The sequence below is a fragment of the Pedobacter sp. KACC 23697 genome, assembly GCF_045348445.1.
GTDB lineage: Bacteria > Bacteroidota > Bacteroidia > Sphingobacteriales > Sphingobacteriaceae > Pedobacter.
In genome coordinates, this window is record NZ_CP157485.1 from 2,747,348 (window position 1) to 2,773,199 (window position 25,852).

The following is a 25,852-nucleotide window of genomic DNA, read 5'->3' on the forward strand; positions in this document are numbered from 1 at the left end:
AAATGGAATTTACTACAGATTACAATATAATTTTAAGTAAAATGAAAAATCTGGATGTTGTGCAATATGCCAAAACCAGGAATTTTATAAATGGTGCTGTTAGTTATCTATCTCCGTATATATCCCGCGGGGTAATCAGCCTAAAGCAGATCCAGCAGCAAATCATCAATCGGGGCTTCGGACTGAACACCTCCGAAAAATTCTTACAGGAGCTAGCCTGGCGCGAATATTATCAGCGCATCTGGCAGGAGAAGAAGGATCTGATCTGGCAAGATATGGGTAAACCTCAGGAAAATGTAACGGACTACCAAATGATCACATCAGTATTTGAAGCCAAAACAGGAATAACCGCAATCGATAAAGGGATAAATACACTATACCAAACCGGTTACATGCATAACCACATCAGAATGTATGTGGCATCCATGGTATGCAACATCGGTAAAACCCATTGGAAACAACCCGCAACCTGGTTATATTACCATTTACTGGATGGAGATCTTGCAAGTAATAATGCCAGCTGGCAGTGGGTATCCGGTGCATTTGCTTCTAAAAAATATTACTGCAATCAGGAGAATATTAACAAATACACTTTGGGCAATCAGCAAGGGACTTTTTTAGATAATAGTTATGAAGTTCTCCCGCTAATTTCCATTCCAGCTGTATTGAAACACCGGACTTGCCTGCAATTAAAAACTGTTTTGCCGGAAACCGCAATACCATCAATAGACGTATCAAAACCGACCCTGATTTACAACAGCTATAACCTTGATCCGCTCTGGCGAAAAAATGATAATGCCAACCGGATACTACTACTGGAGCCAGGTCACTTTTTAAAATACCCGGTTCATAAAAATGTGATCGACTTTATCATTTCTCTTGCGAACAATATTCCGGGGATTCAGATTTTTACCGGTGAACTGTCTGAACTCAAATCTTTATATAAAGACAGTGATTTCCCATCAGATAACATTTTCATATCCAAAGATCATCCTGCATACACTTACTACACGGGGATTAAAGATGATTATGAATGGATGTTCCCTGAGGTTACCGGTGCTTTTCCATCGTTTTTCAAGTACTGGAAAATGTGCAGGCCCTACCTGGAAAAAGCAATGAATCAATGATCGGTTGATTAGCAAATTAAAAACTATTTCATTCTTAGCGATGGCAAAAAAATACAAGATATTACGGCTCGTTTTGGGCGACCAGCTTAACATAAAACATTCGTGGTTTAAGAAGGCTGCGCCCGATACGCTCCATGTATTAATGGAAGTAAAAACAGAAACCAATTATGTTTGGCACCATATCCAGAAAGCATGTGCATTTTTTGCAGCAATGGAAAATTTTGCCCAATTGCTAAACAGTAAGGGATTTGAAACACTTTACCTTAAACTTGACGATCCGAAGAACAAACAAAATTTTTCAGATAACCTGAGCCATTTCATACAAATGTTTGGAATAACGGAATTTCATTATCAATTGCCCGATGAATACCGCCTTGATCAGGAACTGAACAAGTTCTGCGGCGGCTTACATATTGCTAATCATGCTTTTGATACCGAACATTTTTACACTGGCCGGTCTGAACTTGCAGATTTCTTTTCTGGGAAAAAAAAATTGTTGATGGAAAGCTTCTACCGGGCTATGCGCTTAAAACACCACATACTGTTAGATGATGGTCATGATCCATTAGGAGGTAAATGGAACTTTGACGAGGAAAACCGTAAAAAACTCCCTAAAAACCACAAACCAACCCCTACCTTATTATTTGATAATGATGTAAGCAGACAGTATGACAGCATAAAAGATGCAGAAATCAAAACCATTGGTCATATTGACCCTAAACATCTCCTATGGCCGATAAACAGGGAACAATCTTTAAAACTGCTACGTTATTTCTGTGAAAATTGCCTCCATTTATTTGGCACCTTCCAGGATACGATGCATGCCGAAGAATGGTCTCTTTATCATTCCCGCTTATCGTTTAGCCTAAATACCAAACTTATTTCACCGGTAGAAGTGGTCAGTTCAGCGATTGAATATTGGAAGGAAAATAAGAAATCGATCACCATGAATCAGATAGAGGGATTTATTAGGCAGATTTTAGGCTGGCGCGAATACATGAGGGGGATTTACTGGATGAAAATGCCAGCGTTTGAGAAGATGAACTTCTTTGATCATAACAGAAAACTTCCAAAATGGTACTGGACAGGAAAAACGGATATGAACTGTTTAAGCCATTCCATCAATCAGTCTCTGGAATATGCATATGCGCATCATATCCAGCGTTTAATGATCACCGGGAATTTTGCACTGCTTGCAGGCATTCATCCGGATGAAGTAGATTTCTGGTATCTGGGTATTTACATCGATGCTATACAATGGGTAGAAATCACAAATACCAGAGGCATGAGCCAGTATGCAGATGGTGGAATTACAGGTTCAAAACCGTATACGGCAACTGCCAACTACATCCATAAAATGAGCAATTATTGCGATAACTGCAAATACGACCGAAATGAAAAGGTTGGAGAAAACTCCTGCCCTTTTAACAGCCTGTACTGGGATTTTCATGATAGAAACAGAAGCAAGCTTGGCAAAAACCACAGGCTTGCTATGGTTTACCGGATCTGGGATAAAATGGATGCTAATTTAAGATCCGAAGTGCTGAAAAGGGCTGATTTTGTCTTAAAAAACCTTGATCATCTTTAAATATTTTAGAGACAGTACCATGTAGTGGTTTTAGTTAATTAGCCATAAAAATGAATTTAAGACCATTGTACATTTAATGCCCGCATTTATAATAGAAGTATTATAAGGTTCTGTGGCTGCAATTTCAGATTGAAATAAAAAAATAAACGATCTATTACCCATTTAATATTAAAAGAGATTGCTTTTCTAACTGCTGGTAAATATCACTCGTAAAATTAGCAGGCTACTATTGACAGTATCTGCTGGTGTAATCGTCATGCACACACACGCAGGCATCTAAAAGTACGCAGCAAAGCTGATCTTAAAACGCTTATATTATGATTATTGATAAGTTCTCCTTAATCAGGAATATTCATAAATGAAATTAAGGGTCTTAGCGCTCAGTTAATTTTCAATCGGGTATAATGTTCTATAAACCAACTTAACACCTCGTTTTTATTCGATTCTTTATAAGCCAGTACCACCTCTGTGTTAATCGGAATGTCACGAAGTTCAATAAAAGATACGTTCAGCTGGGCATATTGCTTTTTTAACGACAGCGGCAAAATAGATACGCCCAGGCCTGCTTCTACCAATTGTAATATAGAATGTACATTGTTAGCCTCGTGGGTAATATCCGGACTAAAGCCCATTCTCTGGCAGATTTCTACAAGCTTCTGGTTATACTGTGGTGCAAAATCTTTATTAAAGAAAATAAACGGACTCTTGCTTAAAAAATTGATAAGTTCTTGCTGAGTATGAATTTTGTAATCTGTTAAGGGCACGACTACCACAAACGGATCAAAAAACAAAGATTCTACGTTCAATTTTTCAGATAAAACGGGGGCTCTTAAAATCCCCACATCTAAGCCTCCTTGTTCCAGCGCTTTAATCTGGGACAGTGTAGGTACCTCGAATAAGCTCGTTTTCAGATAAGGAAATTCCTGATGCATCAATTTTAAAATTTCGGCCAGCTGCGATTGGTAAACTGAACTGATATAACCAATCTTAAATTCGCCGTTAACTCCTTCATGAATTTTACGAACCACTTCTTTACTTTCCTCCAACCTGACAAATAGGGTATCTACCTCGGTTTTAAAATATTTGCCGGCATTTGTCAAGGCAACCCGTTTATTATTCCGAACAAACAACTGCACACCAAGTTCTTCTTCCAATTCTTTAATCTGGCGGCTCAAAGGCGGTTGTGAGATAAAAAGTTTGGTTGCCGCTTTTGTAAAATGAAGTTCTTCTGCAACAGTTTTAAAATATAACAGGTGTCTGAGTTCCATATTTATAATACTTAACAGGTATTAATTTATGCTAAAATTGATATTTTACAAATATGATCAACAGCCGTAACTTTACAAAAAATTAAAAGCAATGCATAAAAATTATTCGCATAAAGCAACAAATGAGGAGATAAAAAAAAGGTTCGACAGCGATGTAGAACGTTTTTCGAACCTGGAGAGTGGTCAGCAAACCACTGTTGATGCACCACTTACCATGGAACTTTGCACGGAGGCAGCCAAATACATCAATCCAAATGCGAAGGAACTACTGGATATTGGCTGTGGTGCGGGCAATTACACGTTAAAAATGCTCAGCAAAATCCCAAACCTGAACTGTACACTTAACGATTTAAGCTTACCCATGTTGGAACGTGCGAGAGACAGGATATCGTCACAAACTACCGGAAAAATAACATTGATACAGGATGATATGCGTAACCTGAATCTGCCCGATAACCATTTTGATATTGTACTGGCTGCAGCAACATTCCATCATTTACGTACGGATACCGATTGGGAACTTGTTTTCACCAAAGTTTACCGGGCTTTAAAACCCGGGGGCAGTATCTGGATTTCGGACCTCATTGCACACGATTCAGTTTTGATTGATAAACTTTTTCAAGATCAGTACGGGGCATACCTGGAAACACTTGGCGGTGAAACCTATAAGCAAAAAGTACTGGATTATATTGCATATGAAGATACCCCGCGTTCGGTAAACTATCAAATGGCATTACTACAAAAAGTTGGATTTAAGATTACCGAAATTCTGCACAAAAATGCTTGTTTTGCAGCATTTGGTGCGATAAAATAAATGATATGACGGGCAATAGTAATGTTATTGCCCATTATTGTCCAAAAAATTAAACCATAGCTTATTCTTACTTTTTAACCAATTTATAGGAGCTTTAGACCTTTTTTGAAAGTGGTTATTGAACGAAATTTGTAGTCAAAATTTCATTAAAGCGAATCTCAAATAATTTGATTTTCGCAGATCGTTCACCCAAATTCATTAAAGTGGCTAATCATACCATCATATCAAACCCAAAAGGTTTTAAAACAGCCGTTCTTCGGCTTATTATTTATAGTGCACTCATTTACCTGCTTGCCGAATTTCTTAAATGGAATGTACAACATGAAGCCGTAAGCAATAAATTTAGTGAAGATTCTGCAGTAGAATATGTTCAGAGCCTTTTGCTACTTTTATGTTCGATCGTTTTTCTCTACAGCTCTATAAAATACAAACCCATTTTTCCCCTTTCTTTCGCACTGTTTGCTTTTATGATGGCCTCTCTCATCAGAGAACAGGATGCTTTTTTAGACCAACATGTATATGATGGAGCCTGGCAAACCGGTGCATTTGGCCTCCTCTTGCTGGCAACTTTACTGGTTTACAGAAAAAAAGAACTCTTTTTCTCCAACCTGAACAATTTTGTACACCAGTTCTCTTTTGGAATTTTGTTATCTGGTATTGTAACTACTTATGTTTTTGCACGCTTATATGGAAGAAAAGTTTTCTGGATGGCCGTTATGGAGGCACAATATGCCCGTGATGTCAAAAATGTATCGGAAGAGTCTCTTGAACTTTTTGGCTATGCACTTATTTTTATTGCAAGTGTAGAGTTTTACCTATTCGCTAATGCCAAAAACCGTGAAATAGAATTAAAAACACACCAAGGCCAAACATCATTCCCTATTTCTGCCTGATTTAAGCCGAGTCCGGTTTAAGCAGCTGGCATTAGCTGGTTTAAATGATCAGTTTGAATATTTAGGGATGTTTTTTTTAAGGAAAGAAACAGGCATCTATTACTTTTGGTATTTTGAGCAGAAAGGTCCCCAATGCGCTAAAAATTATGCGTTTTGCTCTTTTTATGTATTTCTCGATCATGAACTCAAGTTGATTATAAATTAACAGTATTCATTTTTTCATTTAAGCTTAGCAGATATGGTTTAAAACTTAATCCTCTCTTAACAATAGTAGTTTTAAGTTTGTCGTTAAAAATCAGAAGGTTATGAAAAAGCGCTCCACTCACTTGAAAAGAATGGTTTATTACTGTTCTCGTTTTATTATTCTGATCGTTTTCATTCAATCCTGTAAAAAAGACAACAAGCGACCCGATTATCCGGCTGGCAGTAATGAAAACATCAATACCTGGATACTTGACAGTCTGAAACGCTATTATTATTGGAATGAGCAATTGCCTTCCGATCCAAATATCGGTTTATCACCCAAAGATTTTTTTTATTCTGTCCGAAATGCTTCCGACCGTTTTTCTTATATCAATATCTCAAATGATGCCTCAACCATTACACCTAACAACCGGAACTTTGGTTTTGATTATGTAACCGTTAGCGACCAGAACAGTACAAGAGTAATCGGGATTATCAAACTGGTTTTAAAAGATTCTCCTGCGTCACGGGCGGGCTTAAAACGCGGAGATTACATCAGTAAGATAAATGGGAAAACATTAACATCAACCAATGCACAGGCTTTGCAGGACGAAATTTTAAGCGGCGACCGCTTCTCGCTAGGTCTGGCAGAACAGAACAACAATATATGGACGGATACACGTACCGTAGACTTGGCCAAAGGGGTAATCCTTGATCAGAAAGAAATCAGTAAAGTGATGGAAAGTGATGGAAAAAAAATCGGATACCTCTATTTTCTTGATTTTAATGGTGGATTGGCCAGTTCATTAATTCCGGTTTTCAGTAATTTCAAATCGGAAGGCATTACCGATCTGATTCTCGATTTACGTTATAATTCTGGTGGCCAGGTAGCAGAAGCGGCGGCAATATGTGCCATGATTGCACAAAATATAACTTTCGATAAAGCATTCATTACCTATAAGGGCAATAAAAACGGTGGAACCAGAACCGAATCCATCGGCACTGCAGCTACTTTCGATCGAACCGTAAATTTTAATGTCCTGCTCCAGCAAAACCTGGGTTTAAGTAGGGTTTATATTTTATCAACTGCCGCCACCGCGTCCGCTTCAGAAGTGATGATCAATAATTTAAAACCTTATATCCAGGTGATACAGATTGGTGAAAAAACCAGGGGGAAAGATGAAGCATCGTTCAAAATATTTGATGCACGGAGTCCAAAACAGGTGAACTGGGAAATGCACCCGATAGTTTATAAACTATTTAATGCCCAGGGCGCCGGTAATTACAGTACAGGTATCCCACCCGATGTGCTTGTAAATGAAATTAATACTTTACCCCTGCTCCCGTTTGGCGATCAGGCTGATCCGCTGGTCAAAGCAGCCATGGCAACAATAAACGGTAAAGTAACCAAAACTGGCGTTAGCCTTAGTGCTGTACTTTCCGGAACTTTCCAGGCTGGAAATATTTTAATGGATTCGAGTGCCGGATCTGCGCAGCAGGGCATAGTGATAACCCACCGATAGAAAAGGTTCTCATTCGCTTAACATTAACTTTAAACGCAAGCCCTAACTTGCCACCATTAACCGCTACTCATGGAAAAGTTGGAAGATTTTAAAAAAATAAAACTCCTGAATGCATTAAAAGCCGGAGATTCAGCCGCTTTTAATGAAATTTACCACAAGTACCGCCAAAAGATATTTGGTTATGCTTACCATTTTACCCGCTGCCGCGAAGAAGCAGAAGAACTTACACAAGATAGCTTTGTAAGGCTTTGGGAAAACAGGGCTAAAATAGATCCTGAAAAAAATTTCGATGCTTTTATTTATACCCTTATTCGCAATAATTTTTTGGGCGCACTGCGTAAAAAAGCAAGAGAAAAGGCCTATACCTGCGAAAAGCTAACAAATGAACAGTCTTTTAATGCGATCGAAGATGAACTCGATGCGAAAGAATCAAAACAACTGGCACAGGAAGCGATAGAAAGTCTTTCTCCACAGGTAAAAAAAATATACCTACTGAGCCGTAATGACTACTATAGCCATGAAGAAATATCCCAATTGATGGGTATTTCTAAAAACACGGTGAATAATCACCTTAAAAAATCGCTGGGCATTATGCGCAAATACTTTAGAACTTATTCCCCGGAAACGATAATATCATTGGTAATGGTGATGTTTTGCTGAGCGGTTAGCGTAGAGCGTTTGGCGTGGAGCGAGAAGCATTGAGCGTTTGCAACCACGATCGTGATTTCTATCTAATAGCTATTCGACTAAAGCGCAGCGAAATGGAGAGATCTATCTCAATAGATTTCTCGACTGCGTTGCACTCCGCTCGAAATGACGGAAACCAGAGGGAATTTTCATGAAGAGATTAATTATTATCATTTATATTAATTAGAAAAATCGTCATCTCCACTGAAGCGCAGCGAAATGGAGAGATCTATTATTCATTTCAGTATAAAAGATCCTTCATTGCATTCAGGATGACAAATTGATCAATAATAAAATGGTCGTCATCTCTACTGAAGCGCAGCGAAATGGAGAGATCCAATCATTCATTACCCATCTTACACTTCCATTGTAATGGATCTTTCGACTATGTTTAGGATTGACAAAATTGGCAATTAATCCATCTCCATTAATTTTTTAAAATAAATTTCATTTCCCTATAGCTATATACCAGGTCTCGCGCATATATACAGTAGCGCGCAGCATAAAAGCTTACAAATATTAAAGTGAAAGAAAACATTAAAATACTATTTGAACATTATTTAGCAGGTGAAACCACTCCGGAACAAGAAAAAATCCTGATGGAGTATCTGGCCGATCCGGCAAACGCAGATAGTAAATTTCATGGCGTAATGGAAAAGGCCTGGGCAGAACAGAAAAGCGAAACCGATTACTCTTCAACGGCTGTTCAAGGCCTGGCAGAGATATGGAATAAAGTAGAGGAACGCCAGCCACAAATCAGATCAGGCTTTCCCCTATCAAAATATGCGGCAGCAATTGTTGTTATTATTTCTGCAGCGCTAGGCTGGTATACATTTAAGAAAGCGCAACAACCTGTTCAAACAGCCATTGCCTTTCTAACTAAAACCACTCAGAAAGGCGAAAAAGTAAAGTTGATTTTGCCTGATAGTTCTGTTGTATACCTTGGTACCGAAAGCAAACTTACCTGGCCATCACATTTTGTTAAGGGCAAGCTAAGAAATATCCGGTTGGAAGGTGAAGCTTTTTTTGAAGTAAAACATGATAGCACCAGTCCTTTTATTGTACATAGCGGCCAAATGCAGACCAGGGTTCTAGGTACTTCTTTTAACATATATGCCTACCCTAAAGATGGTACTTTCAGTGTAGCAGTAAGAACCGGAAAAGTAGGTGTTTCAGAAGACCATGAAGGTAAATTAAAACATTTATCACTCCTCACTCCAGGAATGAAGTTATCATATCATCTAAAGGCACACAATTATACCATAAGTAATGCGCGCATTACCGAAGTAAATGCCTGGATTAAAAACAGCTTTGCTTTTAAAGACATAAGCCTGCCCAACATGCTTAAATCATTAGAAAGGTATTATAATGTTCATTTTGAACTCAAGACCAATAAATTAAACCAGTGCAGGTTTAACGCCACATTTTCAAACAAAAGCATTGGCGATGTGATGGAAGAAATCCGCGTGATGAGCGGCAAAAAAATAAAATATAAAATAGATACTGCGAACAAAACAATTACCGTATGGGGGGAGGGCTGTCAATGATAAGTTAGCCATATGCTATAGCGCTGCAAAAGGCGCAATAACCGGATTCATACCTACGAAAAACAAATTAAACCGCTTAATATGAACAAGGAGCCGGATTGCTCGAACAATCCAGCTCCTAAAACAAAAGTTTTTAACCCGTGAGAATTAAAAAACATCTTGAACCTATGAAAATAGGCTTTTACCACAATATAAAAGAATATTTTATCAATTTGGATTACCGCCCTGCGGTAGCTATAATGGTACTGTGCATCTTTTTATTTAACCAGGGCATGGCAAACAGCTTTGCCCAAACGCCTAAAGAAAGCGGTTTGAGTATTAAGATAGCTGCAAAAAGCATACCTGATGCACTTTCGTTGCTGGAAGAAAAAGCAGGATTTTCTATCAATTACAACAGATCGATCTTCAACCCAATCGAAAAAATAAACCTTGAGGTAAAGAATATGCCACTTGAGTTTATCCTTAAAAAAATATTGTCGGGCACAGGGGTAACGTACAGGTTTGCCGATTCCAATACCATATTGCTCTATAAATTAGCGGATCCGGTAAAACCGGGCCGGATATCGGGAAAAATATTCGATGAAAAAGGTGAAACACTCCCTGGTGCTTCCATCAAAATTATCGAAACAAATAAAGCTACGCAAACTGCTAGTGACGGAAGTTATAGCATCAATGTAGATCCCGGCACCTATACGGTAGAAATCAGTTATATTTCTTTTGCAACACAACGCATCAGTGATGTAAAGGTAAAAGCCGGCAAGGCTACCCCTTTGGATATTTCGTTAAAACCAGATGCGAAAGGGCTTCAGGATGTGGTGGTAACGGCCACATACAAAAAAGCATCAGTTGAAGGCTTATTAACCCGTCAGAAAAACGCCTCCGAAATCAGTAATGGAATCAGTGCCGAACAGATTTCGAGAACACCGGATAAAAACATTGGTGAAAGTTTAAAACGCATCAGTGGGGTGAGCTCAATAGACAATAAACTGGTATTGGTACGTGGCATTGGCGAACGTTATAATACGGCACAGTTAGATGGTATTACTTTACCAAGCACGGAAGCCCAAACCCGCAATTTTTCGTTTGATCTGATCCCTTCGAGTTTGGTTGACAATGTAGTGGTAAGCAAAACAGTTACACCAGATATGAACAGCAGTTTCGGTGGTGGTTTGATCCAGATTAACACCAAAGATATCCCTACAGAAAACTTTATGAGTTTTACCGCGGGTACTTCTTATAACGACCAAAGTACAGGCAAAGATTTTTTAAGCCACCAGCGTGGTAAAAATGACTATCTGGGTTTTGATGATGGCAGGAGAAAATTCCCTACAGACTTACAGCATACCGACCGTACTATTGTTCCCAATAACACGCTTACGGATGAACAGTACAAACAAAAACTGATTACGCAGAGTCAAAAGTTTACGAACGATAATTTTACGATGTATAAATATAAAACCGCGCCATCGCAGAATTATCAGTTCACCATTGGCAGGTTAATCGGCATTGATACCACCAACAACAAAAAACTGGGTTTTACGGCATCATTAAATTACCGGAATACGCAGAATATAAATACTATCGAACAACAAACCAGGAGCGACTGGAACCCCAACACCCCCAATACCGGGAATAAGTACATGTTTAATACCACTTTGGGAGCCATGTTCAATGTAGGATTACAACTGGATAAAAACAGGTTCGGTTTCCGCAATACCTATACACATATTTATAATAATGATCTGGTTCGTACCATAGGATATGATAACGATCAGGGACTTTCATTTTTTAACGCGGGTTTAAAACCAAACCGCATAATAGAGGCTGATGACCCAACTTATACAGATTTATTGCAGCATAAGTTAAACGGGCAGCACCAGATTGGCAAAGTAAAACTGGATTGGAATTTATCAAGAACATCGATCGACCGTAAAGAGAAAGATCTCAGTATAGCCTCTCAGAATTTAACCAAAATTGGTAATGATTACGCCTATTTTTATGCTTCGAGTGCACAAACTGAAGGTTATATCAAACCCACATCGCGCCATAACTACAGTAATAATGAACATCATTTTTCATGGAGCGGTGATGCGGGTATGCCTTTTAAAACAGGGCCATTAAACAACAGCATTAAAGGTGGCTATTTTGGCATCTACAAAGAAGGATCGTTAAATTGGCAGATTGCTTCGTTGGTACAAAGCGCCACACTAGCCGATAGTTTAAGGTACATTCCGATTGCCCAGATGATCGATCCGGCCAAAATCGGTAATAATGGTTACAACTATTATATCAACAATTACTTTTTAAACGGCTATAAAGGGAAAAGTATTACCCAGGCCGGTTATGCGATGATGGATAATCGTTTGGGCGAAAAATTACGCCTTGTTTGGGGTGTGAGGGCCGAATATTACAAATATACCGAGCTGCGTAACGATATTAATGTAAGGGGAAACAGCTCATTTACATTACCCTACGAAAAGAAATGGCGGTGGTTGCCATCAGCCAACCTTACCTATAGTCCTATCCGGGAAATCAATATCAGGGCTGCGTTTTCCAATACAGCAGTTAGACCGGAGTTAATGGATAACAGCCAGTTTTTTAGGTACGACCCCATGTTTGATGCCCAGTTTGGTAACGAAGGTATAGCCAGTACAGAGATCAAAAATTTCGATATTAAAGCAGAATGGTTCCCCGGATTGGGCGAAATTATTTCAGCAAGTGCTTTTTACAAACGTTTCAATAAACCGGTAGAGGTTACTTTCAGTTTATCTAACGGCAATGGCGGATTCTATTATATCTTAAATTCGGATGAAGCCAAAGTGTATGGTTTAGAATTCGAACTCAGAAAAAACCTGGGCTTTATTGCTGATGCCAAACTGTTATCACACATTACCTTGTATGGCAATTTAACCCTACAAAAGGCAGATGTTGTGGGCACTTACAAAGCAACGGCGCCGGATGGCAGCCAGATCATGGTAAACACCAAGATCAAAAGAAACATGTATGGCCAATCCCCCTACCTTGTTAATGCCGGAATACAGTATTTGGATGAGCATTTCGGATTCAATATTTCGTACAATAAATCCGGGCTTAAAACCACTTTGGTGAGTTCGGAACTGATGCGTATAGAATATGAAAAGCCAAGAGATCAGATTGATGCGCAGGTAAGTTATAAATTTTACAAAAACAAGTTCGAAATCAAGGTAAATGCAGGTAACCTGCTCAATAAGGCCGCTGTCATTTTCAATAATATGGGCAGTTATGAACGTAATCCCGATTATGTTGCCGGAACGGCAGACTACAGTAATCAATACCGATTAAAACCTGGGTTCACCAATGCATTAGAAGAAGGCGACCAGGTATTGTTTTCGCAAAAATTTGGCCGTACCTACAGCACTTCCATTACCTATAATTTTTAAAGCTACCATGAAAAACAATATAAATAAACTTGCACCATCAAAAAAGAAAGGAGGAACACAGTTTCCTGTACAGGCATAAAAAAACGAAAGGTTGTACCAGAACCCTTCGTTTAAACCGATCATTTCTAGTGGAACGGCCAATCCAGGATAAACCTGAAATATTAAAAAAAATACTGTTAAATGCCAAGGGCATCGAACAGATCTGCTTAGTTATCGATAAGAAATACTAAGATATAAAAAACATCCTATTTAGCAATATGCAGGCCTTTATTTTCCGTAAAACAAGGAATTATCTGCCTACATGTCTAAATAACCAAAAAAAATCAACCTAAAAAAATGGATCATACCTATCAGATCCTATGAAAATAAAAAAACGAAAATGAAAAATTTCAAAAGTTTAATCGGTCTTTTATCAATTGTTGCTGTTTCTTTTACAGCTTGTAAAAAAAATGAAGGCGGTTCATCTGCATTCGGCAACCGCAGCACTTCTGCAGCAGATTATTCACAGTCATCATTGCCGGTTGTGGCAGTTAGCGGAGACATTACCAGCTCTGTAACCTGGACAGCAGGAAACGTTTACGAATTAAGTGGTGTAGTAACCGTTAGAAATGGTGCTACATTAACCATCCAGCCAGGCACTTACATCAAAGCATCAGCAAATACCCCTGGTGTACAAAATGGTGTGCTGGTTATTGCAAAAGATGGTACCATCAATGCCTCTGGAACAGCTGCTGATCCAATCGTATTTACCAGCCGTAACCTTTTAGATGGCAACGCCGGCACAACAGGTACTCCTGGCGATTTTGGTGGTGTGATCATTTTAGGTAATGCAACAATCAATGTTGGCGATAAACTGATTGAAGGTTTAGCTAATGAAGCTAAATTCCACTATGGAGGTTCTAATGATGCCGATAACCGTGGTACTTTCCAATATGTACGTATTGAGTATGCAGGTTTCCAATTGGCTCCAAATGTTGAGGTTAACGGCTTAACTTTAGGTGGTGTGGGTAACGGTACCACTATCGATCACGTACAGGTTTCTTACGGTCTTGATGATGGTTTCGAATTTTTCGGAGGTACAGTTAATGCAAGCAGTTTAATTGCTTTAGCTTCTGATGATGACCAATTTGATTTCGACAACGGTTTTACCGGTATATTAAGTGACTGTGTAGCCATTGCCGATAAAAATTCTACCCACAGCACAAGCGGTGGTAACAGCGATTCAAACGGTATCGAATCTGATAACAATGCACCTGCTGAAGATGGTACATTTAGCTTAACCCCTAAAACACACCCAACTTTACAAAACGTAAGCATTTTCGGAACTGAAAATACAAACGGTATTTCTGGTTTAGGTTACCGTAATGGTATCCGTGAACGCAGAGGTTCGGAAGTTAGTTTAATCGGTGTAATTGTTTCTGGTTATAATACCGGCATTGCTTTCGATAGTGATGCTAATGCAAGCCTTTCAGATATCTCAAGTACATCTGTTCACGGTTTCAACAATTCAATCACAGCAGCTGTTGGTGCTTACGTTGATGGTGGCAGTAATACTTTGGTGGTTAATGCAACCAACGCCAGCACTTTCGGGGTTGCACAACCATGGTATAATACTCCAGGTTCTCCTGCTACAGTTACTTTACCAAGCTGGGCTTCAGGTTGGTCAAAACTTGTATTCTAATATTTTTCTCTCTTCATCAAACGAGGCTATACCCTTTGGGTATAGTCTCTTTATGATAAAACAGAACAATCTGTTTTAAATGATAAGTAACCTTTATATGAAACTTAAAATATTTACCCTTTTCTTCCTCCCGGCCATCGCTGCACTAAGTTTTTCTTGTCGTAAGGCTGAACTACTACAACCCGAACCTGTTAAAATTATTCAGTTAAACGTTACTGGTGCAAGTAGTGTTCAGCTGGAATACCTTTATAAAGATAGTGTAATAGCCGCTCCACCTGCCGGGGGCATTAATGTAAAAACCCTCCTCACCGTAAAAGATCAGCAAGCTGATTTGAAAGTAAGAAAAAAAGGTTCTACAGAAATACTACTCTCCAAAACGATAACGGCAGCACCATTCGATCAGTTTATTAGTATTTTTTACGATGGCATTAAAATATACAACAGTTCCGTCTCGTTGAATATTAAGGGTTATGCACTGGCTGGCGAACTCGAGTTTTCACTAGATGGAAAGGTGTTTCTATCCGGTACCGGCACGATAAATAACCTATCCCCTATCTTAATCGATCAAGGTAATACAAGAGAAATTACCGTGCGTAGAAAAGGCGAAACGGCTGTTCTGCTGACCAAAACAATTGAATCGGCTACCCCACGCCAGAACATCAATTTCTTTTTTGATGGAACCAAGATAGTAGATAATGTAAAATTAGATCCACCGGTAAATGCCGCCAATATGTTGGTGAGCGCCAAATTCGAAACGCTGTTTGCCCCACAGTTTAAAAATGTAGATGTAGATCTTGTTTTTTATACCAGGCTTAAACCGCAGTCCACTGCAGCATATGCTACTGCTGGGACAAAAGTAATGCCTGAAATTAGGCTTACATTGCTTAAAGACGGTTCTTTTAGCCAGACAGAGCTTCCACCATTACCTGGTGCCAATTATATTTACAGTTTTGATATTGTTGAAAAAGGTACCAATACTGTTCCTTATACAACAACCAGTGCTCCCTTTGTATTGGCAACCTTTCCTTTTAAACCCAATGAAGGCCGTTATGGAGAAATTAATTTTGAAGCAGGTAAATCGAAATTGTTTGTCATCAATGATACTAAAAATGTGTTAGCGAATACAAGAGGTACTTATTTTTCAGGTAAAATCACAGATCTTTCTCAATATTTTCAGTAAATTTAAAATGCTGTACTAAAAGAAAAAGGGGAACCATAGCTAACTACAAAGGGTATTCCCTTTTTCTTTTTAAAATTTGGCATTAACCAATTGATAATAATCATTTAACCTACCACACCAATTAAATCAGTTACTTATTCATTTATTTGAATAGTGCAGATACCGTTGTCTGCTATGGATATCCAAACTGATCTTATGCCGTCGTTCTGCAACATCATTCCCTTAATAGGAAATACTGATTTAAGTACTCCTCTTGTTATTATTTTTGTAGTATGTTTACTTGCCGTTGTTGGTTTCGAATTTGTTAACGGATTCCACGATACGGCAAATGCAGTGGCTACAGTGATTTATACAAAAGCGCTTAAACCAGTGGTGGCCATCCCTTGGTCGGGGTTCTGGAATTTCATGGGTGTATTTACCGGAGGGATTGCCGTAGCCATGGGCATTTTAAAACTTGTGCCCCTAGATGCATTAATGAACCTTCCTGTTGGTGTAGGTGCTGCCATGGTACTGGCTGTTTTACTGGCCTCCATTGCATGGAACCTGGGTACCTGGTATCTGGGTATCCCCTGCTCAAGTTCACACACCATGATCGGCGCTATGATCGGTGCAGGTTTGGCGTTCACCTGGTACTACGGGGGCAAAGGCGTAAACTGGGGTAAGGCCGAAGAAATCGGATTATCGTTAATTTTATCGCCGGTTATTGGTTTTGGCCTGGCCGTTTTGCTCATGTACTTTTTAAAACACGTTGTAAAGTATCATGCACTTTTTCATATCCCACAGGGTGAGGAAGATCGTCCTCCTTTGCTCATCAGAAGCTTACTCATCACCACGTGTACCTTGGTGAGCTTTTTCCATGGCAGTAACGACGGACAAAAAGGCGTTGGTTTGCTGATGTTGATACTGATTGCTTTTTTACCTGCAAAATTTGCGGTAAACCACCATATACCCAATGATAAAATACTTTTTCAATTGAACCAAACCGAACAGGTGCTTCAGAGAACAGCAGCATTCAATCATGACAAAAGACTGTCTATTAAATTGTTGTTAACTAAAATTAACAAGGCTAAATTTCACCTGGCGCTAAAAAACGAAACAGACAAAAAAAACACCTACCTTTTCCGCAGGCAGATAGAAGAAATAATTACTTCGGTAAAAATAATAAGGACAGATAAAACACTGATCATCAAAAAAGGCGACGATCAGCTCCTTGCGGATAATCATGACAAATTAGCTAAAGTGGTGGAGTTTGCCCCTTTATGGGTGATTCTTTTAATTTCCATTTCGCTGGGGCTGGGCACCATGATCGGTTGGAAAAGGATAGTGGTTACCATTGGTGAGAAAATTGGAAATGAACATTTAAATTATGCCCAGGGTGCAACCTCCGAAGTTGTAGCCGCATCTACCATCGGTTTGAGTACAGCCTTTGGATTACCGGTAAGTACCACACATGTATTATCGAGCGGGATAGCTGGTGCCATGGTCGCATCTGGCGGAAAAGATAATTTAAATAATAATACCTTAAAAAATATTGGCTTGGCCTGGATACTCACCCTGCCGGTATCAATTGTTTTGGCCGCCTTGTTATTTATGCTTTTTCATTTATTTATCTAATCTCTTTGAAATCATTTTATTATCCTTCAAAAAAATGAAACAGATACTTGTAGCAACAGATTTTTCGGGAAGTGCAGGAAATGCCCTGGCTTATGCTTTGGCTATGGCGAAAACACTAAAAATGGAGGTTATGGCCATCCATGCCATCCACCCTACCGAAGGCATAAACAACAGTACTTATAATGCCATTTTTATCGAATCTTATTACGAAAACAAAAGGACTGCCTTAAAAGAATGGGCAGAAAACATCAGGGCAAAAGAAAACTACACTGATGTTAAATTAGAAACTAAATGTGATGTTGGCTTTTTAAGGGCAGTAATCACCCATCACACTGAAAACAACCAGGTAGAACTTCTGGTAATGGGGATTACCGGCGCAACGGGTATTAGCGGCATTGTAGGCAGCAACGCCAGTATGGCGGTTACCAAAATGAGAATCCCAACGCTGATTGTTCCCTTAGAAAGCAGTTTTACCAACTTTCCTGTTATTACCTTGGCCACCGACTATGAAACGATTTTATCGCCTAAAGATATTACCGCACTGAGCGAGCTTTTAAAAGCCTCGGGTACAAGAAAAATGCAAGTGCTTTATGTTGCCGAAAAATCGGATGAACTCCATATTCAAACTGGAGAAAAAAGGATTAGGGAATTGCTTCCTAATACAGAAATAACATTTAACTACATCATGGACAGTAGTGCGCCAAATGGTATTATGGATTTTATCAAAAGTAATCATACCGATATACTTTGTTTAGTTAAACATCACCACAATATTATCTACCGGTTATTCACTAGTAGTACGGTTAACCAGGTAATGAACAAAACGGTGAAGGCTATTTTGGTGTTACACGAATAATTTTTTAGTCCGAATTCCTTAGTCTCTTGACGTTGCAGTAATGATCAGTAAGTAAGTGTTATAAATATTATGATCATTTACCCGGTGCATACCTGTCAGTCAATTATCATGCTGATCCGGTAATTTTCGGATGCACTGAAGGATCTTTAATGATTAAAAATTCATAATGGAAATAACCAAATTTCAGTTTTTTTCCATGTCTGTCCCATTTATTTTTAGCTTAGCGCTAACGATAGCTTTAGCCAATGTACAACGATAAAACAACAGCACTAAAAGATGGAGACCTATGTCTCGTTATCGCCGGAACACATAAAGGCAAGTGGGGCAAAATAAACGACATTAACACCAGTAAAACAGGCCATATTACCATTACAGTAGAGCAGGATAACACGTTAAGGTTTAAAACGTTGATGAAAAATGTAGTACCGAAAGAAATCGAAAAATAAATCCAGTTAATAATATGAAATTAGCAATGTCAATTATCGGATGGTCTGGAGTGTTGTTTTGTACGCTGGGATACCTTTTTCTAAGCATGAAATTAATCCGGCCCGATTCATTTTCTTTTCAGGCGCTCAATATATTGGGTGGATTGTGTTTAGCCATAACTGCATTAGATACGCACGACCTACCCAATGCCGCTGCAAATGTACTCTGGATGTCTATTGGTTTATATGCTTTAAGCCGGCAGTTTAGCAAGCGGGAGCAGAAACAATCTTAAGGGGTATGGAAAGAACATCATATGCCTTTTGTTTATAATAAGCTAAACGATCTAAATAAGCCTTCTTATCACTTTCCATTGACAAGTAAAAATAAGCACCATCTACCAGTACGAAAATAAAATCGGCCGTAACCTGAGGGTTCTCTACATTCGTGATCTGCTGTTCGTTGCACTGCTCAATCATGAGGGCCAGGCCATTGCGGAGTGCATCTAAAATAAGTTTATATTTCGCCTTGATCTTTTTTTCCCTGAATGCCAGTGCGTAAAAGGTATAGAACAATCCATCATCAAACAGTAAATTCCATTTTTTGGAAAACAACATCTCAATAGTACCCTGCAAATCATTCAGGGTTGCTTTTCCTTTGTTTTTTACGGTATAAATCAGTAAATACCGATCGAGTATATGATCGATCAGTTCATAAGTAAGCCCTTCTTTGGTTTCAAAATAATGAATAATAAGGCTCGGGTTAATATCCATTACCTTGGCAATCTTGGCAATAGAGGTATTTTCGTAACCCTCCTTTTTGGCTACCTGGTAAAATACCTTGATAATTTCCTGTCGCCTTGTCTCTTTTAGGCTTTTACGTCCCATCGTGCAGTTAATATAATAGGGCAAACTAATCAAAAGTAGTCGGATTTTGCAAATTTATTTTCCCTAATAGATTGAATGAACATTCAATTAATATAATAATTTAGTCTTAACCTAACTTTAACATGCTATACTCAATTTAGCACCGCTAAAAAGAGCTTATCATTCCAAATCAAACAACTAAATATTAAGAAAATGAAAAAAAAGCTACTCTGGATGTTCATGCTATTGATTCTATCTGCTAGCGGCTTTGCACAAGGGATTGCCATTAAGGGTGTGGTCACTGATGCAAAGACGGGGGAAACACTCCCTGCCGTAAACATTACCGTAAAAGGGACAAACCTGCATATTGCCACCAACATTAGTGGTGTTTACAGCTTAAGTAATGTAAAACCTGATGCCACACTTATCTTTTCCTACATTGGCTACAAACAACAGGAAATTGCAGTTGCTGACAGGGCAAAAATCGATGTTTCCTTATCTCCTGACTTTGCCAACCTCGATGAGGTAATGGTTGTTGGCTTTGGAACCAAGAAGAAAATCAATGTTGCCGGCGCAATTGATCAGATCTCTGGCAAGCAGCTCGAATCGAGACCGGTAACCAACGTATTACAGGGTTTACAGGGCATTAGTCCCGGGCTTAATATCACTTACGCAGGCGGTGCGCCTGGCAGTGTACCCAACATCAACATCAGGGGATATACTTCTATCAATGGAGGGTCTCCGTTAATTGTAATTGATGGTATTCCGGCAACAAGTAATGATGATATGCTGAGATTAACACCGGCCGACATTACCTCTTTTACCGTATTAAGGGATGCGGCATCTGCCGCCATTTATGGTGCACGTGCAGCATTTGGTGTAATTTTGATCACCACTAAACAAGGTGTTGCCGGTAATAATGTAATTAGTTACAATACCTTCCAATCATGGGCTAAACCAACCTTACTGCCTAAGCCGGTAACCGATCCATATATTTTTTCGAGGGTTCTCGAAACTTCTACTGACAATACCCCATGGGATTATGTAAATTATACTGATGAGTATTACCGCTGGGCAAAAGAAAGGTCAGATAATCCTGCTATAGCTGATACCCGATTAAACCCAACCGACCCAACCAAATGGGCCTATATGGGCAGCAATGACTGGTATAAATACTTTTTTAATCACTCAAGTTTATCTAAAAGCCATACCCTTACTTTTTCGGGCGGGGCTGCCGTAAACGAAAAACCATTAACCTACTATCTCTCTGCAGATTACACCAGAGATAACGGGTTAAATAAACTGACTGCAGATTACTGGGACCGTTATGGATTAAGGTCAAAAGTAGGCTTCTCCCCGCTATCCTGGCTTAAAATCGACAATAACCTGAATATTTATCAAACTAAACGGGCACTTCCTAACGGAAACATCACAGATTTGTATTACCTCATGCCTACCGACGTAGCTACGAATCCCGATGGTACCTGGGCAAATACCGCTGCTGGAAAACTGGCTGCAAAACTTGTTGACGGAGGAAATAACCTTCAAAATATGTTCGGTTTCCAGAATATTACCAGTGCAACAGCTTTATTTTTAAAAGGCGATCTTCAGGTAAACGCCGATGCATCTTTTAAACGTGAGCTTTGGAAAACTCATAATGACAGTAAAAAATACAAAATCGGCTATGGCCCGAATGATATCCGCGAAGAAGGCGGAACCGGTTCAGTAACGGAAAACAACGGTTACCTGTTTAATAACGCATTTAATATCTATAGCACTTATAAAAAAACGCTGGGCGATCATTTTTTCAGTGCAATGGTGGGTTTTAACAGTGAAGACTATAGCTATTCTACTGTGAATGCGAGCAAAGATATCCTGATTTCTTCTTCTCTACCCTACCTATCGCTTACCAGCGGAACCGCTACAGCCAGCGCTGCTTATTCAGCTTACGCCACAAACAGTGCATTTTCGAGGTTAAATTACACCTATAAAAATAAGTATATCCTGGAAGCTACAGGAAGGTACGATGGTTCATCGCGGTTCCCGATAGACAGACGCTGGGGATTTTTCCCTTCGGCATCGATCGCCTGGATAGGAAGTGCAGAAGATTTCTTTAAACCATTATTATCTACGGTATCTACTTTTAAACTTCGTACTTCATATGGCGATCTTGGAAACCAGAATGTTGGCGATTTTGGTTATATCCAATCTCTTGTACCTGGTACCTCAGGTTATTTAATTGGAGGCAATGGCCAAAACCAGGTGATTAATGGTGCTCCCGGATTAAACGTAGACCCACGCACTTATACATGGGAAAGGGTATCTACCTTAAATATGGGTACCGATATTGCCCTGTTGAACGATAAACTTTCTTTCACTTTCGATTATTATATCCGCGATACCAAAGGTATGCTTACTGCAGGGCAGGAACTTCCGGGTGTGTTAGGCACTGGTGTACCACGTCAGAATTCGGCCGATCTCCGCACCAAAGGATGGGAACTTTCAGTAACCTATAGAGATAGGTTTGAACTGGGTCCGAATCCCTTCAGTTTTGATGCTAAAATATTCCTGGCCGATTCTAAAGCCAAGATTACCAGGTTTAAAAATGACCAGAACCTATTTTCAAATTACCGCGAGGGGCAGACACTCGGAGAGATCTGGGGATTACAGAATGACGGCGTTTTCCGCAGTAAAGCAGAAATTGCCGCTTTAGATGAATCTGCAATTATTCCGTGGGGTGCACTTTCCATTGTTGAGGGATGGCCAAAATATGTTGATCTTGATGGAAATAAAAAAATTGAAAGAGGTTTAAGTTCAAACGACCCCAAAGATTTAAAAATTATCGGGAACAGTGCTGACCGTTATACAATCGGCGCCAACCTGAATATGGATTGGAGTGGTTTCGATGTTTCCATATTTTTGCAGGGCGTACTCAAAAGAGATTTTTACCCTCACCACTATCTTTTCTGGGGTCCTTATCAGCAGCCATATGCAAATGTTTATCCATGGAACCTTGATTTTTACCGCGGAACAGCCGATTCACCAGCGCAAAGAGCCAAACATTCGGCTTCATATATTGCCGCCGGGCTTGCTGATGCGAATACCGATGCTCAATACCCGGTATTACAATCTTGGCTTGCTGATGCCAATTATGGATCGGGTTTAGATATCCCCCAAACTAAATATTTGTTAAACGGTGCTTACCTGAGGATCAAAAATGTGTCGTTCGGTTATACGCTACCAGTTCAATGGACCAAAAGGTTTCATGTAAACCGTCTTCGCGTATTTGTTACCGGAGAAAACCTGTACGAGTTTTCTTCTATCAAGAAATTTATCGATCCTGAAGCGGTTAACCAGGGACCAAGTGCCTGGGCATATCCTTACCAGAGAAGATATGCCTTCGGTCTAAACCTCGATTTTTAATCTTTGGATATATTACCATTAAATCATTTGAAAATGAAAAAATATCTATATTTCCTATTTATTGCAGCTATATGCATGCTTGCAGCCTGCAAAAAAAACGGACTGGATCGTTTCCCTCAAACCTCCATCTCCCCTAGCCTCTTTTTTAATACAGAAAGTGATCTTTCGCTCTATGTAAATGGCTTAGTCTCGCAGCCAGACCGCAGTACTTACCTTAATGATCAGAGTACGGATAACGTAGCCACTACAGCGGCAGTAGAGGTAAAAAATATAATGACCGGCAACGCGAACGCCCAGAACATTACTACGGGCTGGAGCTGGAGCAGATTAAGAAACATTAACTATTTTCTGGAGAATTACGGAAAAGCGCAAGTCTCTGCTGCCATTAAAAACCACTACGCGGGTTTAGCCAGGTATTACCGTGCTGAATTCTATTTAGACAAAGTAAAGCGTTTCTCTGATGTGCCCTGGTATTCAGGTACGCTGGAACCAGGTGATGAAAAACTTTACAAAGCTCGTGATCCAAGGGCATTAATTGCCGACAGTATCATGGCAGATTTAGATTTTGCCTATAAAAATGTAAGGGAGAGTGTTCCGGCAGGTACTCCGGGAAAATGGGCAGTAGCCACTTTATACGCACGTGCAGCACTGTATGAAGGGACTTATCGTAAATACCATAACGAACTGAATTTAAGCGGTTCAGCCAATGCTTTCTTAGAAACTGCAGCAAGAATTTCAGGAGAGATCATCGCCAGCAAAAAGTTTACTATTTACAACACCGGAAAACCGGAACAAGATTATGCAACGCTTTTCTCCAGTCAGGATTTAACAGCCAATAGCGAAGTGATTTTAGTTAACATCTTTGACCTGAACAAGAGCAAAAGCCAGAATGTTAATTCTACTGTATTCGGCGATTACGAGCAGGCTCCGGCCAAAGACCTGTTGCAGACTTACCTCATGAAAGATGGAAGCAGGTTTACAGATGTAGCAAACTATGCGCAGTTGGGTTTTGTGGCAGAATTTAAAAACCGCGATCCGCGGATGTCGCAGACAATGGTTTACCCGGGATGGATCAGGGTACCCGATCCTACCCCCTATATCCAGCGTTTAAACAAAAATTTTACAGGTTATCATCAGTTGAAAGGTTATGTAAACAGCACTGATAACGCGATCTTAAACGGTGTAGATTTTCCGGTATACCGCTATGCAGAAATACTGTTAACTTATGCTGAAGCGCTTGCTGAATTGGGCACATTAACGCAGGCCCAGCTCGACCAATCGATAAATCTGCTTCGTAAAAGAGCGGGGTTGCCCGATCTTAACCTGGCAGCGGCTAATGCCAATCCAGATCCGGCATTGCAATTACAGTATCCAAATGTTACCGCTAACGCAGGTGTAATACTCGAAATCAGAAGGGAACGCAGGGTAGAATATGCTTTCGAAAACATGCGCTTTGACGATTTAATGCGTTGGAAGGCAGGCAAACTTTTGACCACAAGCCCCCAAGGCATGTATTTTGCCGGATTAGGCAAATACGACCTTACCGGTGATGGTGTTGATGATATTATTCTGATTGACCGAACGGCTACTATTCCCGGCGAAGACCAGAAAGAAAAAAATTCACTTGGGGTAAAACTTATTTATTACCGTACAGGGTTAATCGGCACGGATGCAACGGTTTATTTGAAAAATGGAAACAATGGCGGTAATATCGTAACAGAAAACGTGACCAGAAACTTTGAGGAACCAAAATTCTATTATCGCCCTATCCCGCAGCAACAAGTAATCCTGAATCCTAAACTAAAACAAATTTTTGGTTGGTAATGATGACAGAAATAAAGAGAAGGTCTTTAATAAAGGCGATCGGACTATCAACAGGCGCTGCACTTTCTGGTACGCTGCCTGCACTGGTTGCAGAAACGCTTCCGGATAAACCAAAAGGCAAAAAACTGGTGCTTACCATAGCACATATTACCGATGTTCATATCCGTGCAGGTGAAAATGCGCCAGAACGATTTAAAGCATGTTTAAAACAGATCATCAGCAAACATCAAGTTGATTTCTTTTTAAACGGAGGAGATTCCATTAACGATGCCTCTTACGATAATGTAGAGCGCAAACAGGTAACCGAACAATGGGAGATCTGGGATGATTGCATTAGAACAATTGATCAATACGAAGTACACAGTTGTATCGGCAATCATGATACCTGGTGGAAGGCCCCAACAAAAGATGATGAAATGTATGGAAAGGACTACGTGGTAAAACGGCTGAAAATCCCTAACCGTTATTATAGCTTCTCTAAAAAAAACTGGCATTTTATTATTCTCGATGGCAACAACAACAAAATCTCCCTTGATGATGATCAATATCACTGGCTTGAGCAGGAATTAAAAAACCTGCCTGCCGGCACGCCTACCCTACTCATGTCACATTATCCAATTCTGGGTACCACCCAGGTATTGGTTGGTGGCGGACATTCGGACTGTAAAAAGCTAAAAGATCTTTTCTACAAAAACCGCCACAAGGTAAAAATCTGCCTGAGCGGACACAACCATCTTTCTGATCAAACAGTATACAATGGTGTTCAATACTGCTGCAATGGGGCCATGAGTGGTTTCTGGTGGGGCAAGGGCGATGCAGAATCGGCTGGCCCCGGTTATTATCTGGAAACGCCTCCCGGGTATGCAATACTTAAAATGTACGATGATGGAACAGTTGAAAACGAATATTTACCACACCCTTTCTAATCATAAAACG

General features: G+C 39.7%; 19 protein-coding genes. 17 read left to right on the forward strand and 2 right to left on the reverse strand.

The window, feature by feature from the left end:
* Positions 1 to 2 precede the first annotated feature (2 nt).
* Both ABEG20_RS11015 and ABEG20_RS11020 read left to right on the forward strand, forming a co-directional pair.
* A complete protein-coding gene (locus ABEG20_RS11015; protein WP_406823396.1) occupies positions 3 to 1,127 on the forward strand; it encodes an FAD-binding domain-containing protein in 1,125 nt (374 codons plus the stop codon).
* A gap of 40 nt (positions 1,128 to 1,167) precedes the next feature.
* A complete protein-coding gene (locus ABEG20_RS11020) occupies positions 1,168 to 2,715 on the forward strand; it encodes a cryptochrome/photolyase family protein (RefSeq protein WP_406823397.1) in 1,548 nt (515 codons plus the stop codon).
* A 380-nt stretch (positions 2,716 to 3,095) separates the two neighbouring features.
* Here the strand turns inward: ABEG20_RS11020 and ABEG20_RS11025 are convergent, their stop codons facing one another.
* Positions 3,096 to 3,983: a LysR family transcriptional regulator gene (locus ABEG20_RS11025; protein WP_406823398.1), complete on the reverse strand. Its 888-nt coding sequence runs from the start codon at positions 3,981 to 3,983 to the stop codon at positions 3,096 to 3,098.
* A 91-nt stretch (positions 3,984 to 4,074) separates the two neighbouring features.
* On the opposite strand from ABEG20_RS11025, the gene ABEG20_RS11030 reads away from it, so the two are divergent.
* The 12 genes from ABEG20_RS11030 to ABEG20_RS11085 all read left to right on the forward strand — a co-directional run bounded on the left by ABEG20_RS11030 (position 4,075) and on the right by ABEG20_RS11085 (position 19,098).
* On the forward strand, positions 4,075 to 4,797 hold the full coding sequence (locus ABEG20_RS11030) for a class I SAM-dependent methyltransferase (RefSeq protein WP_406823399.1): 723 nt from the start codon (positions 4,075 to 4,077) through the stop codon (positions 4,795 to 4,797).
* Between the two features lie 203 nt (positions 4,798 to 5,000).
* A complete protein-coding gene (locus tag ABEG20_RS11035) occupies positions 5,001 to 5,690 on the forward strand; it encodes a hypothetical protein (RefSeq protein WP_406823400.1) in 690 nt (229 codons plus the stop codon).
* 305 nt (positions 5,691 to 5,995) lie between these two features.
* Positions 5,996 to 7,396 (forward strand): S41 family peptidase, encoded by a 1,401-nt coding sequence (locus ABEG20_RS11040; protein WP_406823401.1) that lies wholly within the window; start codon positions 5,996 to 5,998, stop codon positions 7,394 to 7,396.
* 69 nt (positions 7,397 to 7,465) lie between these two features.
* On the forward strand, positions 7,466 to 8,056 hold the full coding sequence (locus ABEG20_RS11045) for an RNA polymerase sigma factor (RefSeq protein WP_406823402.1): 591 nt from the start codon (positions 7,466 to 7,468) through the stop codon (positions 8,054 to 8,056).
* Positions 8,057 to 8,607: 551 nt separating this feature from the next.
* Positions 8,608 to 9,630: a FecR family protein gene (locus ABEG20_RS11050; protein WP_406823403.1), complete on the forward strand. Its 1,023-nt coding sequence runs from the start codon at positions 8,608 to 8,610 to the stop codon at positions 9,628 to 9,630.
* A 167-nt stretch (positions 9,631 to 9,797) separates the two neighbouring features.
* Positions 9,798 to 13,049, forward strand: coding sequence for a TonB-dependent receptor domain-containing protein (locus tag ABEG20_RS11055; protein ID WP_406823404.1), 3,252 nt, complete (start codon positions 9,798 to 9,800; stop codon positions 13,047 to 13,049).
* Positions 13,050 to 13,428: 379 nt separating this feature from the next.
* Positions 13,429 to 14,730, forward strand: a complete 1,302-nt coding sequence (locus tag ABEG20_RS11060) for a hypothetical protein (protein WP_406823405.1) — start codon at positions 13,429 to 13,431, stop codon at positions 14,728 to 14,730.
* Between the two features lie 97 nt (positions 14,731 to 14,827).
* Positions 14,828 to 15,910: a hypothetical protein gene (locus ABEG20_RS11065; RefSeq protein WP_406823406.1), complete on the forward strand. Its 1,083-nt coding sequence runs from the start codon at positions 14,828 to 14,830 to the stop codon at positions 15,908 to 15,910.
* A 174-nt stretch (positions 15,911 to 16,084) separates the two neighbouring features.
* Positions 16,085 to 17,524, forward strand: coding sequence for an inorganic phosphate transporter (locus ABEG20_RS11070; protein ID WP_406823407.1), 1,440 nt, complete (start codon positions 16,085 to 16,087; stop codon positions 17,522 to 17,524).
* A gap of 34 nt (positions 17,525 to 17,558) precedes the next feature.
* On the forward strand, positions 17,559 to 18,380 hold the full coding sequence (locus ABEG20_RS11075; RefSeq protein WP_406823408.1) for a universal stress protein: 822 nt from the start codon (positions 17,559 to 17,561) through the stop codon (positions 18,378 to 18,380).
* A gap of 245 nt (positions 18,381 to 18,625) precedes the next feature.
* Positions 18,626 to 18,826, forward strand: a complete 201-nt coding sequence (locus ABEG20_RS11080; RefSeq protein ID WP_406823409.1) for a KOW motif-containing protein — start codon at positions 18,626 to 18,628, stop codon at positions 18,824 to 18,826.
* A gap of 86 nt (positions 18,827 to 18,912) precedes the next feature.
* Positions 18,913 to 19,098, forward strand: a complete 186-nt coding sequence (locus ABEG20_RS11085) for a hypothetical protein (protein ID WP_406823410.1) — start codon at positions 18,913 to 18,915, stop codon at positions 19,096 to 19,098.
* Here ABEG20_RS11085 and ABEG20_RS11090 read toward each other — a convergent pair.
* On the reverse strand, positions 19,070 to 19,690 hold the full coding sequence (locus ABEG20_RS11090) for a TetR family transcriptional regulator (protein ID WP_406823411.1): 621 nt from the start codon (positions 19,688 to 19,690) through the stop codon (positions 19,070 to 19,072). The two genes, ABEG20_RS11085 and ABEG20_RS11090, sit on opposite strands and share 29 nt — an antisense overlap.
* A 192-nt stretch (positions 19,691 to 19,882) precedes the next feature.
* On the opposite strand from ABEG20_RS11090, the gene ABEG20_RS11095 reads away from it, so the two are divergent.
* From ABEG20_RS11095 to ABEG20_RS11105, 3 genes are all read left to right on the forward strand, one after another.
* Complete coding sequence (locus tag ABEG20_RS11095; RefSeq protein WP_406823412.1) at positions 19,883 to 23,092, forward strand: SusC/RagA family TonB-linked outer membrane protein; 3,210 nt, start codon at positions 19,883 to 19,885, stop codon at positions 23,090 to 23,092.
* Between the two features lie 549 nt (positions 23,093 to 23,641).
* Positions 23,642 to 24,916 carry a RagB/SusD family nutrient uptake outer membrane protein gene (locus ABEG20_RS11100; protein ID WP_406827392.1) on the forward strand — a complete coding sequence of 425 codons (1,275 nt, stop codon included), beginning with the start codon at positions 23,642 to 23,644 and terminating at the stop codon, positions 24,914 to 24,916.
* Positions 24,916 to 25,842, forward strand: coding sequence for a metallophosphoesterase family protein (locus ABEG20_RS11105; protein WP_406823413.1), 927 nt, complete (start codon positions 24,916 to 24,918; stop codon positions 25,840 to 25,842). The genes ABEG20_RS11100 and ABEG20_RS11105 overlap by 1 nt, the downstream gene beginning before the upstream one ends.
* Positions 25,843 to 25,852 lie beyond the last annotated feature (10 nt).